The organism is Paenibacillus sp. FSL H8-0332, assembly GCF_037963835.1.
Taxonomy (GTDB): Bacteria; Bacillota; Bacilli; order Paenibacillales; family Paenibacillaceae; genus Paenibacillus_AQ; species Paenibacillus_AQ rhizoplanae.
Map to the genome: position 1 here is coordinate 1,495,083 of NZ_CP150145.1, position 17,371 is coordinate 1,512,453.

At 57.3% G+C, this 17,371-nt stretch carries 8 protein-coding genes; 7 read left to right on the forward strand and 1 reads right to left on the reverse strand.

Features of this window, described 5'->3' with window-relative positions:
* Positions 1 to 89 precede the first annotated feature (89 nt).
* The 5 genes from NST43_RS06530 to NST43_RS06550 all read left to right on the forward strand — a co-directional run bounded on the left by NST43_RS06530 (position 90) and on the right by NST43_RS06550 (position 10,058).
* Entirely contained in the window at positions 90 to 2,456 is a 2,367-nt protein-coding gene (locus NST43_RS06530; protein WP_209994183.1) for an AraC family transcriptional regulator, read from the forward strand.
* Between the two features lie 117 nt (positions 2,457 to 2,573).
* Complete coding sequence (locus NST43_RS06535; RefSeq protein WP_339223230.1) at positions 2,574 to 5,471, forward strand: hypothetical protein; 2,898 nt, start codon at positions 2,574 to 2,576, stop codon at positions 5,469 to 5,471.
* Entirely contained in the window at positions 5,468 to 6,163 is a 696-nt protein-coding gene (locus NST43_RS06540; protein ID WP_339223231.1) for a DUF1961 family protein, read from the forward strand. The genes NST43_RS06535 and NST43_RS06540 overlap by 4 nt, the downstream gene beginning before the upstream one ends.
* Positions 6,164 to 6,477: 314 nt before the next feature.
* Positions 6,478 to 7,674 carry an FG-GAP-like repeat-containing protein gene (locus tag NST43_RS06545; RefSeq protein WP_339225354.1) on the forward strand — a complete coding sequence of 399 codons (1,197 nt, stop codon included), beginning with the start codon at positions 6,478 to 6,480 and terminating at the stop codon, positions 7,672 to 7,674.
* Complete coding sequence (locus NST43_RS06550) at positions 7,674 to 10,058, forward strand: glycoside hydrolase family 88 protein (protein WP_339223233.1); 2,385 nt, start codon at positions 7,674 to 7,676, stop codon at positions 10,056 to 10,058. The genes NST43_RS06545 and NST43_RS06550 overlap by 1 nt, the downstream gene beginning before the upstream one ends.
* Positions 10,059 to 10,691: 633 nt before the next feature.
* Here the strand turns inward: NST43_RS06550 and NST43_RS06555 are convergent.
* The gene (locus NST43_RS06555) at positions 10,692 to 10,871 is read right to left on the reverse strand and encodes a hypothetical protein (protein ID WP_209994152.1); all 180 of its coding nucleotides are present in this window, start codon (positions 10,869 to 10,871) and stop codon (positions 10,692 to 10,694) included.
* Positions 10,872 to 11,073: 202 nt separating this feature from the next.
* Here NST43_RS06555 and NST43_RS06560 point away from each other — a divergent pair, with 202 nt between their 5' ends.
* Both NST43_RS06560 and NST43_RS06565 read left to right on the forward strand, forming a co-directional pair.
* Positions 11,074 to 12,459 (forward strand): MATE family efflux transporter, encoded by a 1,386-nt coding sequence (locus NST43_RS06560; RefSeq protein ID WP_339223236.1) that lies wholly within the window; start codon positions 11,074 to 11,076, stop codon positions 12,457 to 12,459.
* 649 nt (positions 12,460 to 13,108) lie between these two features.
* Positions 13,109 to 17,089, forward strand: coding sequence for an endo-1,4-beta-xylanase (locus NST43_RS06565; RefSeq protein ID WP_339223237.1), 3,981 nt, complete (start codon positions 13,109 to 13,111; stop codon positions 17,087 to 17,089).
* Positions 17,090 to 17,371: the final 282 nt, after the last annotated feature.

Sequence of the window (17,371 nt, forward strand, 5' to 3'; positions counted from 1 at the left end):
GTCCGGCACTTCTCCAGTCTCCGGCCGGTCTGTCCCCGCTGCGGCTGCATGACTGCAACGCTAAACTAAGGATTCGGCTGGTGAAACGAATGGAGAATGAAGCAGCAGGAGCGCGGAACAGGTATACCGGGGCCCGGGCGGAACGCAAGGGCCGTTATTACCGCAGTAATCTCATTATTGTGCTGATCGTCTCGTCCATTCCTGGGCTGATTATTGGGCTGCTGGTCTATTTTATGGCCGGGGGGAGTCTGGAAAAGGAGCTGCTCCGGATGCATAACCGGCAGATTGAGCAGCGGGCGGACAACATTAATGAGCAATTGTCCAATCTGGAGCTGATGCTGGCCCACTGGGCGTTTGATCCGAAGTTCGATTACGGACTGAGCAACATGGATTTCACCCGGAATCATGAACGGGCCTGGGATATTACGAAGACGCTGGTAGTCATGCAGGGCTCGAATTCCATGGTGCGGCAGGTTGAGCTGTATCTGGCCGGTAATCAGCCGGTGCGCTTCGGGACGGAGTACGGTACGTTGTCTGCGGAGGAGGAAGTGCTGTACGGGAAGCTGCTGAAGCAGGAGAGGAGCACGTACTGGACGGAATGGGCTTTTGATCCGGTGAACCCGGAGCAGAAGGAGCTGACGCTGGTGCACCACATCCCCGGCGGCAGCCGTGAGCCCTTCGGGGCGCTGCTGCTGCGGATGGATACAGAGAAGGTATCGGCGATGCTGCGGACCATGACCCCGTATAACACCGGGGAGGTCTTCATGCAGCAGAAGTCCGGCGGCCTGTTCATCTCGGGGGGCGGAATGGATGCGCCCACGCCGCTGGTTACGGCGCTCCAGGCAGCTATTACAGCCAGGGGCAGCCAGGCCAGCGGATCATTTCTATACGACTGGGACGGGATTACTTATGCGGTGACCTATGGTGATTTCTCGCGGATTGCCAGTGAGTGGCGGTATGTGTCGGCTTCACCAATCTCCAGCGTAACCTCTCCGGTGGTCCGGCTGTCCCGGATCATTATCCTGGTCAGCTTGTCCGCCTTGCTGCTGGCGGCGGTCCTCTCCTGGATTGCTTCCCGCCGGATCTATTCGCCGGTCCGCCGCCTGCTTCAGACGCTGCTCCCTGAGCATGCGGCCTCCGGTGACCGGGTGGATGAGCTGACGCTAATCGAGCGGCACTGGCAGAACCTGCACGGGCAACAGCATGCCCTCGAGTACACGCTTTCGGAGCAGCTTCCGTACGTGCAGCAGAGCTTCCTCCACCAGCTGTTCCAGGGATATCTGTATGCCTATTCCGAACAGGATCTCCAGAGCCGGATGAAGCAGTACAAGTGGGAAGTGGAGAACTGTACGTTCGTGGTGCTGTATATCCAGCTGACCGGCATCTCCAGTCTGGAGGCCAAGTTCCGCAGCGGTGACGAGAGTCTGGTGTCGTTCGCGGCTGTGAATATTATCGGGGAGCTTGCTAAGGAGCATTTCGGGCGGGCGGAGACGGTCAATCTGCATGACCTTACCTCCGGTATGCTGCTGATGGAACCGGGAAGCGGCCCGGACCCGGCCCGCGTGGGGGCCTTCGGTGAAGAGCTGGCGGCTACCCTTAGCCGGATGCTTAAGCTTCAGGCTACGGTGGCGTACAGTGCAAGGATCGGGAGCATTTCCGCGATTCCGCGGTCGTTCGAGGCGGCGAAGCAGGCGGCCAGCCACAGCAGGTACGGGGGCGGGAACCAGATCATCAGCCTGGAGCAGCTGGAGCGGGAGGGGCAGGGTACACCTATGCCGCAGTATTCCTTCACGCTGGAGCGCGGGCTGATTCAGGCGATGCGGACCGGTGAAGCGGAGGAGGCGGACCGGCTGCTGGAGGAATTCCTGGAGACGCTCTCCGCAGGCGGCGCGAAGGTGATTGACGTACAACAGGGCATGCTGCATCTGCTCGGCGCGATCCTTCATGCCGTGCTGGAGGCCGGGATGGCCCAGAGCCAGCTACTGCGCGGCAGGAATCTGTATGCCAGTCTCTCGCAGATTCATGAGCCGGGCCTGATTCTCTCCTGGTTCCGCACGCAGGTGATCGCTCCCTTCCTGAAGGAGCTGTGCGAACGCTCTGACGCCGGTATCAGGCGGACGATTGATCAAGCGATGCTGTACATTCAGCAGCATTATATGGACAATATCTCGCTGGACAGCTGTGCGGATTATACAGGGACCAGCCCTTTTCTGCTCAGCAAATCGTTCAAGCGGGTCACCGGACAGAATTTCATCGATTATGTAACGGAACTGCGGCTCACCAAGGCGAAGGAGCTGCTGCGGGACACGGATCTGAAGATGAACGATGTCGCCTTGCAGGTCGGCTATCAGCAGAGCTATTTCAACCGGATTTTCAAAAAACAGGAGGACATCACTCCGACACGTTACCGTGAATTGAGCCGGCAGGAGGGGAAGAAGGAGAACGGGACCCGTTAAGCGGGAACCGGTTTAGAATGACTGCGCTAACTTCATGTGATCCCGGCGTCCGCAAGCCTCCTGCTCCGGGAACGGTTCATTCGTCCGGGTGATGTCCCATCAAGGAGATGACAGAAGATGACCTCTTTATCCTCGGCCCTGCCGGTCCAGCTACGGTGGCTGAAGCCGCCTGCTGCAGCTGCAGGGGTGACCTGGGGTGTCCCCTGGTCCAAGGGAGATCTGAAGCGCGGAGAACTGGCCGCGCTATATCTTGGCGGGGCGGATGACAGCTCCCGCCTGCCGCTGCAGAGCCGCCCGGCTGCGTATTGGCCGGACGGCAGCATCAAATGGTCTTTGCATTCTGCCGTATGCCCTGAAGGGAGTACGGCAGGATATACGCTGGAACGCTCTGCTGGACAGAGTGCTGAACCCGCAGCCTTCCAGGTATCCGTGGGAGAGACGGAAGAGGCTTACATTGTCGATACCGGCAGCATTCGTTGCACCGTGGTCAAGCATGGCCCGGGCGTAATCTCGTGGATCATCCGCCGGGACACGGCGGCACCCGGGGAGCCGGATGGCAATCGCGGACATTATGGAGCTGTGGAGGCGGCGTTGGGATCAGGTGTGGATGTGAGTGCAGATGCTGATGTGGGTGCAGATACTGATGTGGGTGCAGATACTGATGTGAGTGCAGATACTGATGTGAGTACAGATGCGAGTGCAGGTATGAGTACAGTTACGGATGCAGGTGCAGATTCAGAGGGTGGCGCTACAGACATAGCGCCACAGTCCTGCACGGCAGAGCTGCTTGTGTGCAGCGGAAGCGAGCTGGTCTGTCTCCGCGAGCAGCGGGACATCCTCAGCGGGGAGCTGACGCTGCGGCAGGAACGGTTCACCGGAGTAACGCTGAAGGCCAGTCTGGAGGAAGCTGGTCCGGTGCGTGCCGTGATCCGGCTGGACGGGCGGCATAGAAGTACAAGGGGAGCCCGGGAATGGCTTCCTTATACTTTAAGGCTCTATTTCTATGCCGGGCTTGCGTCCATCCGGCTGGTGCATACCTTCCATTATGACGGCAACCCGCAGCAGGATTTCATCAAGGGGCTGGGCCTGTTGTTCAAGGTGCCGCTTAGCGGTCCGCTGTATAACCGCCATGTCCGGCTGGCGGGCAGCGGGGGAATCTTCAGCGAATCCCCCAAGACACTCCAGACCCGCAGAACCCGGGGCAAATATGCCGATATGTTTGCCGGACAGCTTGAGGGGCAGAGCCAGCACTTTGATCCGGTGGAGGATGCCTATTTCACCAGCCTGCTCCAGGATTCTGCGGTCTGGGACAGCTTCCGGCTGGTGCAGGACTCCCCCGAACATTATGCCGTGCATAAGCGGACCGGACCAGAGTGCACCTGGATTAAGGGCGCTGAAGGCCGGAGAGCCGGAGGGCTGGGCTATATCGGCTGTGACGGCGGGGGGCTGGCTGCCGGAGTGAAGGATTTCTGGCGCAAGCACCCGTCCGGGCTGGAGATCAGCGGCACCTCCGGCGCGGAAGCGGCGTTAACCGTCTGGTTCTGGACGCCGGAGGCGCAGGCGATGGACCTGCGCCACTATGATACGAAGACGCATGTCGAGTCCTCCTATGAAGGCGCAGAGGAACTCCGGGCAACCCCTTACGGCATCGCCAATACGAACGAGTTGACCTTGTGGTGTACCTTGCGAACGCCGGATTCCGGGCAGCTTCGGCAGATGCAGCAGCAGGCAGATGAACCGCCGCTGCTGGTCTGTGAGCCCGAGTACTACCACCGCAGCCGGGCGTTTGGACTATGGAGTCTGCCGGACCGGAGCACGCCGGCCAAGACGTACCTGGAGGAGCGGCTGGACGGGATCATCAGCTTTTACCAGAAGGAGATTGAACAGCGGAAGTGGTATGGCCTGTGGGATTACGGCGATTTCATGCACAGCTATGATCCGGTCCGCCATGTCTGGAATTATGATCTGGGCGGCTGTGCCTGGCAGAATGCCGAGCTGGTGCCGAATATGTGGCTGTGGGTGAGCTTCCTGCGGACCGGACGCGCGGATATTTACCGGATGGCTGAAGCGATGACCCGGCATACCAGCGAGGTGGATGTGTATCATTTCGGGGAATATGCGGGTCTGGGCTCCCGGCATAATGTCGTGCATTGGGGCTGCGGCTGCAAGGAAGCACGGATTGCTATGGCGGGACTGCACCGCTATTTCTATTATCTCACCGGGGATGAGCGGACGGGCGACATCATGGACAGTGTGAAGGATGCGGATTATTCCACGGTGACGCTGGACCCGATGCGGGCTTATTTTCCGCAGGACGAATTCAAGACGCATGTGCGGGTGGGGCCGGACTGGGCCGCGTTCAGCTCGGGCTGGATGACCCGCTGGGAACGCTATGAGGATACAGCCTACCGCGACAAAATCATAACAGGCATCGACTGCATCAAAGCAGCCAACCTGCGGCTGATCTCCGGCCCAACCTATGGATACGATCCCGCAACAGGTATTCTCAGTCCCATGGGCGATGACAACTGGGGACGGCACTTGGCGATCTGCATGGGTGGGCCGCAGGTGTGGTTCGAGCTGGCGATGATGCTGGAGGACCCGGAGTGGGAGGACATGCTTGCTGAGTTCGGTGTCTTCTATAACTTGCCGGAGGAAGAGCAGCTGCTTAGATCCGGAGGTGCGATTACAGGCAAGCTGCGCTTCGAGCATCCGGTGCTGAGTGTGGCAATTGCCGCCTACGGCGCTTGGGTCAAGGTTGACCGGGCGACGGCGGAGCGCTGTTGGAGCATTCTGCTTGAGAACCCGTTCGGCATCGTCAATCTGCAAGCGGAGCAGAAGCAGGTGACTTATACGGAAGCACTGGATGAGGTGGATTGGATGAATACGAACGAAGCCTCGCAGTGGTCGCTGAATACGATCATTGCGCTGGAGCTGATTGCCGAGTCTCTGCCTGCACGGGAAGGTGTGTCGGGAGCGGGTGCTGGTAACGGAAAAGGAGAGGTGGATCAATGACTACGCAACAGGCTGATGCAGACATTCCTGATGGCTGGCGTGAGATCTACCGCAATACGCTGGAGGGTCCCGCTCAGGTGGAAGGCTTCCGCATGGAAGGCGATGGCGCAGTTACTTTTCCGCAGGGGCGGTTAAGGCTGGAGAGCACCCGGGGGGCTGAGGAAGGACAGAAGGCGAATGTGGTTTTCTGGTGCCCTGAGGTTTTTCCGGCGGAGCTTGCCATCTCCTGGAGGTACCGCCCGCTGCGCGAGCCGGGGCTGGCCATTCTGTTCTTCGCGGCTGCGGGTGCCGGGGGCAAGGATCTGTTCGACCCGTCCCTGCCGGTCCGCACGGGCGAATATGACCAGTACCACCATGGGGAGATGGATGCCTATCATATCTCGTATTTTCGCCGGATGTGGGAGGAGGAGCGGGCTTTTCACACCTGTAATCTGCGCAAAAGCTACGGCTTCCACCTTGTCGCCCAAGGGGCTGATCCGCTCCCGGATACCGCCGATATGACGGAGGCCTACCGGCTGCTGCTGGTGAAGCGGGGTGCTGCTGTGACTTTTGCCATCAATGGATTGCCGGTGCTGCATTGGGTGGATGATGGCTCGTTCTTCGGTCCGCTGCTCGGTGCAGGCAGACTTGGCTTCCGGCAAATGGCTCCGCTGATAGCGGAGTATAGCGACCTGGTCGTCTATGCTCCCTGAAGCTTGGACAGCTGGATGAATGGATGAACGTCTGGTCGGCCTGTTCAATCGGTAAGGGATCAAGGGCTTGCTGCCGCATCTGGACATTGAATATGCCCGCACAGTGTAGTCTACCGGCGGGTTCGCCCTCCCGGAGGACTGGCTGGAGGTTGGCGGTGCGGTAGTCGAGGTGCCCGGGGGACAGACTGTGGAGCTAGGCTGATACAGAACAGGGATAGAGTGAAGGAGGATGTATTGTGAATCATACGGATCATAGTCAAAAGCTGCACCGGCTGGCCGGGCTGGATATCTCTGCCGCCGGTCCAAGATGTAAAATGCTGCTCGGCGATCTGGACGGGGACGGCCGGACTGAACTGCTGCTGGTGCAGCCGGATAACCGCCAGGATGTCCGTTATATTCCGCATCAGGTGCAGTGCCTGACAGCTTATAATCTGGATGGCCGTCTGCTGTGGCAGACGGGGAAGCCGGACCCGGACGCAGGCAGCCAAGGCTCCGATTATCCGGCGCAGATTGCCGATATCGATGGTGACGGGGCGCTGGAGGTACTGTGTGTGATGAATGACCAGCTGCATATTCTGGAGGGGGCGACGGGCAAGGTCAAAGCGGTTCATCCGCTGCCGGCGAAGGAGGCACATGACTGTATCATTATTGCCAACCTGTCAGGCGGCGACTTCCCTTCCGACATCATTCTCAAAGACCGCTACCATCAGTTATGGGCACTGGACCGGGACTTCCGGCTGCTCTGGACCCACCAGGGCAATGTGGGGCATTATCCCTGGGTGTTCGATCTGGACGGTGACGGGCGCGATGAGATCATGGCCGGATATGATCTGCTCAGCGCGGAGGGCAAGCTGCTATGGAGCTGCAAGGATCTGGAGGATCACGCGGACTGCCTGTGGGTCGGCGATGTGAACGGAGACGGGGTACCGGAGCTGGTGATCGGCGGCAGTGTGACGGTGATGTATGACCGTACCGGGCGCGAGCTATGGCGATACGAAGGCTCCGTCGAGTCGCAGCATCTGGCGCTCGGGCGGTTCCGCCCGGACCTGCCCGGCCTGCAGATTGCGGGCCTTGACCGTCTGGTCCGCGAGGATGACGGCAAGGGTCTCCGGGGCAAGGATGCCATGTTCCTGCTGGACCAGTCCGGCCGGGAGCTGTGGAAGGAAGAACGTACCACTGACGGATGGCTGACCATTGTCGAAGCCGTCAGCCGGTTCTGGCCGGATGCACCGGACTATATTCTGGCGTACCGCCGGGGCGAAGCTGTGCTTCCCGCTCTCTATGACGGCTATATGAATATCGTTGCCGAGTTCGCTGAGCAGGGCTACGCTGTGCATGGAGATCTGCTGGGCAGCGGAACGGAGCAGGTTATTATTTATACGGATGAACTGGCCGCCGTCTATGCCGGTGAAGCACTGCCGCTGCAAGCAGTCCACCCCGGGCAGCAGCTGCCCCAGCCCAAACGGCTGTACAGCTCCACCCTGTACCCCGGTGGTGAGGTGGCGTTGTGATGGGGGGCTACTTTCATCCGCGCCATTCCATCGTCCGCACAGTTGGAGAGCATACGGAAACGATGCTTGCCATCATAGCGAACCGCTATATTGGTGCGAATCCGCCGCAGCCCCCGGTCTATCGCGTTCATCTGGAGAACAGCTTCCCGCGGCTGGCGGATTGCCGGTATGAGATGAACCTGAAAGAACGGCTGCCTGAGCTGCGGGACGGGGAATTTGTCTATGCCTGGGGGAAGCTGTGGAGCGATACGGACAGCGATATTCCGCTCGCTCTCAGCTGCTTCGGTCCGGTAACGGTCTATGTTAACGGCGTTGCCGTGTTCGCGTCCAATCTCAACGATGATGTGTTCCCGGACCGCAAGGCGTTCTTTCGTACCGGGCTGAAGGCAGGCTGGAATCACTTCCTGCTGGAATGTATCGCCGTCGGCACCGGCTGCGGCGGGATTTTTGGCACCGGGAGCGTGAAGGGGGCTCCGCTGCATTTTCTGGCCCCGACTGCGGAGCGGAGCGGCTGTGAGGGCTGGATCTACAGCGCGCCGCAGCAGAGCAGATGGGCGCTGCAGCCGGAGGGCGGCGGCGCTCCTGCGGGAGAGGCTGCGGCGCACCGCGCGGAGCCTTCGCAGCGCGTCCGCTGCGGCGAAGCCGTAGAGGCCGCCGAAGCTGCGCTGGCGGCCCGCTGTGCCTGGTATCCGGCGGCCGGATGGCCGGATGGCAAGGCACAGCGCGGGAACCTCGCGCGCGTGCTCGGCGCGGTGCCCGGCGCGAAGGCGCTGGCCTGGAGCAGGCTGGCGGTTACAGCGCCCGGCGGAACTGACGCCCGGCTGGTCCTCCGCAGCCGGGATGTAGCGGCACTCAAGGTCTATGTGGATGGCAGGCTTGCTGCCATCCAGGCCGAAGCGAGTGCCGGCCTTGAGTGTGTGCTGCCGCTGAGCTTCGGCAGCCATGACCTGCTGGTCGAGGCCGTGTGCGGCGGCCCCGGGTGGGGCTTCCGCCTGGAAGCGGCGGAGGCTGGGAACACATCAGAGGTCCAGGTGGAAGCGGAGTGTAGCGCGGCTCTTGCGGAAGCTTCACCCTGCTGCTCTCCGCAGGGAACCTTGAATAAGGGAGCTGGCGCCAGTGGAGTCCACGGCACACTAAAGCTGGTGAGTCCTTACCCGGTGGAAGGGCAGACCGGTCCATGGCTGTACCTGGGCCCGTTTCTGCAATCGGCGGTACCGCAGCCTATGGAGGCGGCTTCTATGAATGCTCCCTTCGGTGAAGGGGCGGAGGCATGCTTTTGGCGGGTGGACCGTCCTGGCGGCGCAGTCAGGCCCTATCTGGAGAGTGCGCTGTACGGCCGCTGGAATTATCCGCTCGGGGTAACCCTATATGGTCTGCTGCGTACCGGTCAGGCTCTGGGCGATTCTCATTATTCTGCTTATACCAGAGGACATATTGAGCAATGTACCCGGCTTCATACTTATTCGCTCTGGGACAGCAGCCGCTATGGTGCTCCGGGTATCAACCAGCAGCTGGCGCTCATAGACTCACTGGATGACTGCGGCTCATTCGGTGCGACGATGCTCGCCGCTCATGCCGAGCAGCCGCTGCATGGAGCGCCCGAAACAGCGGCGTATATCGCCCGGTATATTCAAGATACGCAGTCCCGCGATGAGGATGGGGCGCTCTACCGTACACGGGGCACCACCGATTTCATGCAGGGAACGATGTGGTGCGATGATCTATATATGAGCACTCCGTTCCTGAGCCGTTATTATCAGCTGACGGGAGATATCGATTATTTGGATGATGCAGTGTCGCAATTTCTCCATTATCGTGATCGCCTGTTCCAGCCGGAGCTTGGCATTATGCATCATGTATATGACTATAAATTCGGCAAGCCGAACGGTGTAGCCTGGGGCAGAGGCAACGGCTGGGTGCTGTTCTCGCTGACTGAGCTGCTGGAGGTAATGCCAGAGCAGCATCCGCAGCGGGAAGAACTGCTGGATTATTACCGGCTGCTGTGCGAAGGATATTTAAGGCTGCAGGACGCCGCAGGATTATGGCATCAGGTCCTGACCGATCCCGAATCTTATGCGGAGGCATCCTGTTCCTCGATGTTCGTGTATGCTTTTGCACGCGGTGTGCGTAGAGGTTGGTTGACAGAGCCGTATCCATATGCCGATGCAGCGTTACGCGGCTGGATGGCGCTGGCCGAATACTGCATCGATCATCAGGGCAACGTCTATGGCGTCTGCCGGGGATCGGGCTATTCCTTCAACAAACTATATTACATGGAACAGCTGACCTGGCAGCTCAATGATACTCACGGAATCGGAATAGTGCTGCTGGCCGGTATTGAAGCGCTTGAGCTTAGACGGAAGCTGGAGGCGCAGCGCATATAAGTTGTAGTGTAATAGAGGATGCTGAAAAAAGTAATTTATCAATCAGAGGCTGTTGCTACTTATGCAGAGTTATCTTCATCTGCTTGAGTGCGACAGCCTCTTCTTCATGCAGCCGTACAGCCGTAGAACCCGTGAATCGCGCGCACACAGCATACAGGATCGTTGATCGATAACGCTGCTGCATCGGCCGTCCGGGGCGTACAGACCAAGTGTGACAACATCCCTGATTACTGAAACGATAAGGACAGGCGACAAAAGCGCTAAAATTCAGAATCTGCCAAACGTAGGTGAAAGGAGCAATAGTGAGAAAAGTAAATTTGATTTTACTGGGTGCGAACGTAAGGAGGATGGGGGCCGTGTGTAGGGTGGTTGGCCGAAATGAAGGGGATAAATCCCTCTGAGCCGTCAGAAGGAGGAGCACAAATGCCCCTGAATTCGCCGTAGCCACGCAAAAACCCCGCAGGCGGAAATTCGCTTCCTGCGGTTTTTTTGCAAATATAAGAAATTATATGTTTCACACGATAACTTATCCTTCTATTTCTCGCTGAAACGGTACCGTCCTTTAAAAGGACGGCAAAGCCGTTTCCACTTGGCGGAGTGCCTCACGGGTATGTAGCACAGGCAGCTGTGCGGTTAATCCTTATCGATCAGCTCCAGCTTTTCAAGGATCTTAAGGGTGGTAACGGCGGACAATTGTACGGCTAATTGAATGCTGGCCTGGCTGTTTCCGCTTTGCTCCAGGGCAGCTTGGTTCTCGGATAACACATCTTCCGTCACCTGCTGGATCAGACTTTTGACGATCTCGTTATTCATAATAGGCTCCTCCTTCCGTAAGTAAATACTCTCATTCTATATTTCGGCAGGACCCAGGAATTTACTTAGGGAGCAGGGAATGTTATCCGGTAATCTGAACGAAATCCACACTTAACACAGACTTGGAGCGGAATCTGTAGTAAACTGGAAGGAATGTATTGTATGCCTGCAATTATTCTACAGAAAAGAATGTGATCAATGTATGCAGCTTCAAGCTCGTCAACCGGCCAAGAAATGGCTGGAAAAATATCTGTCCGGAGACAGCATGGATTACCGGCAAATTATCGCCCTGTTTCTGCCTATTCTCATTGACCAGGCCTTCATTATCGGGCTAAATCTGGTCAATACTGCGATGATCAGCTCGTCAGGGATGGCGGCGGTCAGCGCGGTGAATATGGTGGATTCCCTGAATATTTTTCTGATCAATGTATTTGTGGCGATTGCGACCGGGGGGACGGTGGTGGTTGCGCAGTATAAAGGAAGCGGGAATGACCGCATGGTCTCCCAGGCTACGGCCGGTTCGGTTACCTCGGTCTCGCTGCTTGCAGTGGGAATCGGTCTGCTGCTGATGTCCTTCCATACGCCAATTCTGAATTTGCTGTTCGGGACGGCCTCCGCCGATGTGCTGGACAATGCGCGGGTCTATATGATCGGCAGCAGCATCTCATATCTGGGGATTGCCGTGGTTCAGGCCGTATGCGGTGCACTGCGGGGCGTGGGCCGGACGCGGGCTTCGCTGATGCTGTCGCTGATTATGAACGTGCTGTACGTTATCCTCAACGTTGTCTTTATTAACCTGCTGGACATGGGTGTGCTGGGCATGACACTTGCGGTCAATATTGCGCGTTATGTGGGGATGGCCTGTGCTTTGATCTATCTGTTCAAGTTCGATTCGGTGCTGCGTGTGCAGCTCCGCGACCTGTTCCATGTTCCGCTTACGATGCTGCGCAAAATCATGTTCATCGGCGTACCCTTCGCCGCAGAGCAGATGTTCTTCAACGGCGGCAAGCTGCTGACGCAGATCTTCATTGTCAGTCTGGGCACATATGCCATCGCCACTAATGCGATTGCCGGATCACTGGCGATGGTCTTTCAAATTCCGGCCAGTGCACTGTCGCTGACGATTGTGACCGTGGTTGGCCAGTGTATCGGACGGGGGGATGTGGCGGATGCCCGAAAATTCATCAAATCCTTCCTGTGGATCGGTTCCGCCTCTTACGCCTTGGTGGCCTTGATCCTGATGCCGCTGTTCCATCCGCTGGTGTCGATTTTCTCCCCGCCGCCGGAGATTATCGATGATCTGTTCGTGGTGCTGCTGGTGAATGCGATTGCCCAGATTCCGCTCTGGGCCTTCAGCTTCATTCTGCCGTCTGCCCTGCGGGCAGCGGGAGATTCCCGTTTCACCTCAATTGCTTCAATGCTGACCATGTGGCTGTTCCGGGTGATTTTTGGTTATATTCTCGGGATTGTACTGGGCTACGGGGTGCTGGGGGTATGGCTGGCGATGAACTGCGAGTGGGCCGTCCGCGGAGCTGTGTTCCTGTGGCGTTTCAGGGGCAAGAAGTGGTATGCGCACAAGCTGATCTGATAGCTGCTGGTGATAAGGCTGTCCTCTGCTGGCGGATCACCCATATATGAAATAGTCTTGTTTAAGAGAAAACGATAACAGAGCAGCATTTCTCGCGTTACTGAGAAGTGCTGTTTTGCTTTTTTTGCATCTTCGTGCAGACTCCCTGCACGTGGTGTAATGAAGGCTGGCACGATACGATGCCGAGCTACGTCAGGCGGTCCAAGTGTTCTCCGGTAGGAGCGGCTTGTCCCGGTCAGCAATTGGATAAACGTAGCTTAATTCGTCAACTTCCCAGCAATCTGCTGAAGCAAGTGGAAAAACAGCATCTAACACGTCTGGTTTTCACTACTTAGGATGAAATGAGATGATTTAAGTGCTGTTTGTCCAACTGCTGATTAAGCACGGGGGATTCGCTCACCAGCAAGTGTTGAAAATCCAACTATTTCCTTCCTCTATAGCATCTGGCTTGTAGAGTGGGCGATAGGTGTTGCTTAAATTGTGACACTCCAGTGAAATGAACTATAAAAAGCACGGTACAACCTTTAGTTTCGGGTAAGACGCATTTTTGTCCTTGTGCTACGATTTGGGTGATGAAAGGAGAGGCTTTCGTTTGCCTTGGAAGCGCTTAACTTAATGAAACCCAAATTCATACAGAGGAGTGCAACGCATGAAGAGAATAATCAAGCAAGTCTCCCTGGTGCTGCTGGCAGCCCTTCTGCTTCTTCCGGCAGGCGGGTATCTTCCGGCTGCTCAGGCAGCCGAGGCACAGACCACGGTATATCACGAGACGTTTGCGAATGGTGCAGGCAAGACTAGCCAGTCTGGGGGAGCCAGCCTGAGCGCGGTGAAGGAGGTACCTTTTGCAGGGAATGCCGATGGTGCAGCATTATACGTAAACAACCGCAAGGATAACTGGGATGGGGTTGATTTCAAGTTCACCGATCTTGGCCTCCAGCATGGAAAAACGTACACCGTAACGGCCGTTGTCTACGTTGACGCGAAGATGACGCTCCCAGAGGGAGCAGAGGCAGCGCTGCAGACTGTGAACAGCTACGGAAATTATGCAGCAACACCCTATGTGGCAGGGCAATCGGTCACACTGACGAAGACATTTACTGTGGACACGAGTGCCACGGACGCTGACAAGCGGGACCACTCCTTGCGCATCAACTCCAACGGTCCTGGAGCCACAGTTCCCTTCTACCTTGGCGATCTTCTGATAACGACAGAGTCCACTCCGGGCGGTGGGGAAGAGCCTGTGCGTGAACCGGCTTTGCCGTTCAGTAAGGTTACTTTTGAAGATCAGCAAGAGGGCGGCTTCACCGGCAGAGCCGGAACCGAAACGCTGACCGTAACGAATGAAGCGAATCATACCGAGGGCGGTTCGTATTCCCTGAAGGTCGAGGGCAGAACCAACACCTGGCACGGGCCTTCCCTGCGTGTGGAGAAGTACGTGGACAAGGGCAGCGAATATACCCTGTCTGCCTGGGTGAAGCTGATCGAACCGGCGAGCGCGCAGCTCCAGCTGTCCACGCAGGTGGGCAATGATTCAGGAGCGAGTTATGTGGCGCTGTCTCCCAAGACGATCAGTACGGCTGACGGCTGGGTGAAATATGAGGGCAGCTACCGCTATAACAGCGTCGGCGGCGAACATCTGACCCTGTACATTGAAAGTTCCAATAATGCAATCGCTTCCTTTTACATCGATGATATTAATTTCGAGCATACCGGTACCGCGCCGGTGGATATTCAGAGAGATCTGATTCCGCTAAAAGCAGCCTATCAAAATGACTTCCTGATCGGCAACGCGTTATCCGCCGAGGATCTGGAAGGTGTGCGGCTGGACCTGCTGAACATGCATCACAATGTCGCTACCGCAGGCAATGCGATGAAGCCGGATGCGCTGCAGCCGACCAAGGGTAACTTCACCTTTACAGCGGCCGATGCGATGGTTAACAAGGTACTTGCCGAAGGCATGAAGATGCATGGGCATGTGCTGGTCTGGTATCAGCAGTCTCCCGCATGGATGAATCTGTCAACGGATGGGGCGGGCAAAAGCGTTCCCCTAGGGCGTGATGAAGCACTCGCTAACCTTAGAACACACATCAAGGGAGTCATGGAGCATTTCGGAGACCGTGTGATCTCCTGGGATGTAGTCAACGAGGCGATGAATGATAACCCGTCCAATCCCTCCGACTGGCAAGCGGCGCTGCGTAAAGCTCCGTGGTATGATGCCATCGGCCCGGACTATCTGGAGCAGGCGTTCCTGGCGGCCAGAGAAGTGCTGGACCAGCATCCGGAATGGGATATCAAGCTGTATTACAATGATTACAATGACGATAACCAGAACAAGGCCCAGGCCATCTACAGTATGGTCAAGGAACTGAATGACAAGTACGCGTTGACCCATCCCGGCAAGCTGCTGATTGATGGTGTGGGGATGCAGGCGCACTACAATATCAATACGAATCCAGATAACGTCAAGCTGTCGCTGGAGAAGTTCATCTCCCTTGGCGTAGAGGTCAGTATTACCGAGCTGGATATTCAGGCCGGCAGCCTGAATACGCAGACAGAGAAGGAACGGATTGCTCAAGGCTATCTGTATGCGAGGCTGATGGATCTCTACAAGGCCCATGCCGACCATATCGCGCGGGTAACCTTCTGGGGCATGGATGACCGCACAAGCTGGAGAGCGGAGTCAAGCCCGCTGCTGTTCGACAGGGATTTGCAGGCCAAACCGGCTTACTACGCGGTTATTGATCCGGTCAAGTTCATGTCCGAGCATGAGCCGAATACGGCGGAAGCCAACGTGTCAGAGGCGGTCTACGGCACGCCGGTTATTGACGGAGCAGCGGATGGAATCTGGGCCTCTGCGCCCGGGATGGCTGTGAACCGCTACCAGATGGCCTGGCAGGGCGCAAGCGGAACCACGCGTACCCTGTGGGATGACCAGAATCTGTATGTGCTGGTCCAAGTGAATGACGCTCAACTGGACAAGAGTAATGCTAACGCATGGGAGCAGGATTCTGTCGAGATTTTCCTGGATGAGAATTTCGGCCGCACGACCTTCTATGAGAGCGATGACGGACAATATAGGGTCAATTACGACAATGAAGCCTCCTTCAGTCCGGCAGCCATTGGTGCGGGCTTCGAGTCGGCAACCAAGATAACCGGAACTAACTATACACTTGAAATGAAGATTCCGTTCAAAAAAATCACGCCAGCCGGCGGCACCAAGGTCGGCTTCGACACTCAGATTAACGATGCCAAGAGCGGCGTCCGGCAAAGTGTGTCCGCCTGGAATGATACCACCGGCAACGGCTATCAGGACACCTCCGTCTTCGGCGTGCTGACGCTTAAGGCCAAAGACGGCGCTGAACCGCCGACGAAGCCGACCCCAACGCCGGAACCAACAGCCACACCGGCACCAGTATCCGGCGGCACCAGCTACAGCAGTAGCACGCCTGCGCCTAAGCCTGCGCAGATGGACAGCAAGGATGGTGTGGTGACGCTTAGACCTGTCGTGAAGGCCGAAGGCACAGAGGCGAAGGCCGTAGTTACGGCTGAGCTGTGGCAGCAAGCCTTGAAGCAGGCGGCCCCGGCAGCAGACGGGCGGAAGCAGATCATCATCGATCTGGCGAACCAGACCGGCGTGGCCTCCTATGAAGCCCAGCTGCCGCTTCAAGGCCTGAAGACGCAGGAGAAGTACCTGCTTGTTCTCAAGAACGGCCTTGCTACGCTGTCCATTCCAAGTGAGCAGCTCGCAGGGATTACAGCAACTGCTGAATATGTCAGCATCCGGGTCAAGCAATCCACAGCCGAAGGCCTGGATGCCGCTGCTCTCCAGCAGACCGGCAGCCGTCCGGTGGTGGAGCTGAGTCTGCTTGCAGGCGGGCAGAAGGTAGCCTTGCCAGGTAGCAGTGCGATGACCGTCTCTATTCCTTACAAAGCATCAGCGGAAGAACTCGGCAGCCTGGAGTCCCTTCTGGTCCGTTCGCTCACCGGCAACGGCGCGTGGTCTGCTGTGGTGAACAGCCGTTATGATGCAGTGAAGGAAGCGCTGGTGTTCCGTACTACAGAGTTCGGCATATTTGCCGCAGCCTTCGCTCCGCCGGCCTTCACAGATCTCGGTAGCCTGTCATGGGCGAAGCAGGCAGCTGCTGCCATGGCTGCGCGCGATATCCTTCCGGGCGGTAACAGCTTCATGCCTGCCGCTCCTATGAACAGAGCAGACTTCACAGCCTCGCTGGTGAAGGTGCTGGAGCTTAAGGCTGCTGCTGAAGCAGTTGCAGGCTTCAGCGATGTCCAGAATAACGCGGCATACAGCAAGGAGCTTGCGGCCGCGAAGCAGCTTGGTATCGTCACAGGCTATGCGGACAATACCTTCAAGCCAACGGGCGTCATCACCCGCCAGGAGATGATGGTGCTTGCGGCGCGCGCCCTGAAGGCGGCCGGAATCTCGGCTGAAGGCAGCGGATCGATAGCATCTTACACCGATGCCGGTCAAATCTCCGCCTATGCCAAGGACAGCGTATCCGCCCTGCTGAAATACGGCGTAGTGAACGGTAAGAACAATAAGCTTGCTCCGGGAGATACCCTTTCCCGTGCAGAAGCAGCGGTGATTCTGTACCGGATCTGGAAGCTGTAAAGTTACTTCTAATACTTCTAATAAGATAGAGAAACAGCCAGCCGCCGGGCAGATTGCCGGTGGCTGGCTGTTTGTGGTTGCAGCCGGATTATCGTGCTGCTCCTCCAACTCCAACTTATAATTCCGATTCAAAATCCTGCTTAAACTACAACATTCCTCTCACATTAAATCAACCATTACTCGTATTGTTGTACAAAAAGCAGGAATATCCTGTCTTGAAGCTGCTTAAAGAAGATAAACCTGCAATTCCTGCAACAATCTCCCGGGAATCCCCATATCCTA

What these genes read in the sequence shown, in the direction of transcription:
- NST43_RS06565 (WP_339223237.1), top strand. Translation starts at nt 13,109, where the DNA reads ATGAAGAGAATAATCAAGCAAGTCTCCCTGGTGCTGCTGGCAGCCCTT.
- NST43_RS06545 (WP_339225354.1), top strand. Translation starts at nt 6,478, where the DNA reads ATGCTGCTCGGCGATCTGGACGGGGACGGCCGGACTGAACTGCTGCTG.
- NST43_RS06560 (WP_339223236.1), top strand. Translation starts at nt 11,074, where the DNA reads ATGCAGCTTCAAGCTCGTCAACCGGCCAAGAAATGGCTGGAAAAATAT.
- NST43_RS06540 (WP_339223231.1), top strand. Translation starts at nt 5,468, where the DNA reads ATGACTACGCAACAGGCTGATGCAGACATTCCTGATGGCTGGCGTGAG.
- NST43_RS06535 (WP_339223230.1), top strand. Translation starts at nt 2,574, where the DNA reads ATGACCTCTTTATCCTCGGCCCTGCCGGTCCAGCTACGGTGGCTGAAG.
- NST43_RS06530 (WP_209994183.1), top strand. Translation starts at nt 90, where the DNA reads ATGGAGAATGAAGCAGCAGGAGCGCGGAACAGGTATACCGGGGCCCGG.
- NST43_RS06550 (WP_339223233.1), top strand. Translation starts at nt 7,674, where the DNA reads ATGGGGGGCTACTTTCATCCGCGCCATTCCATCGTCCGCACAGTTGGA.
- NST43_RS06555 (WP_209994152.1), bottom strand. Translation starts at nt 10,871, where the DNA reads ATGAATAACGAGATCGTCAAAAGTCTGATCCAGCAGGTGACGGAAGAT.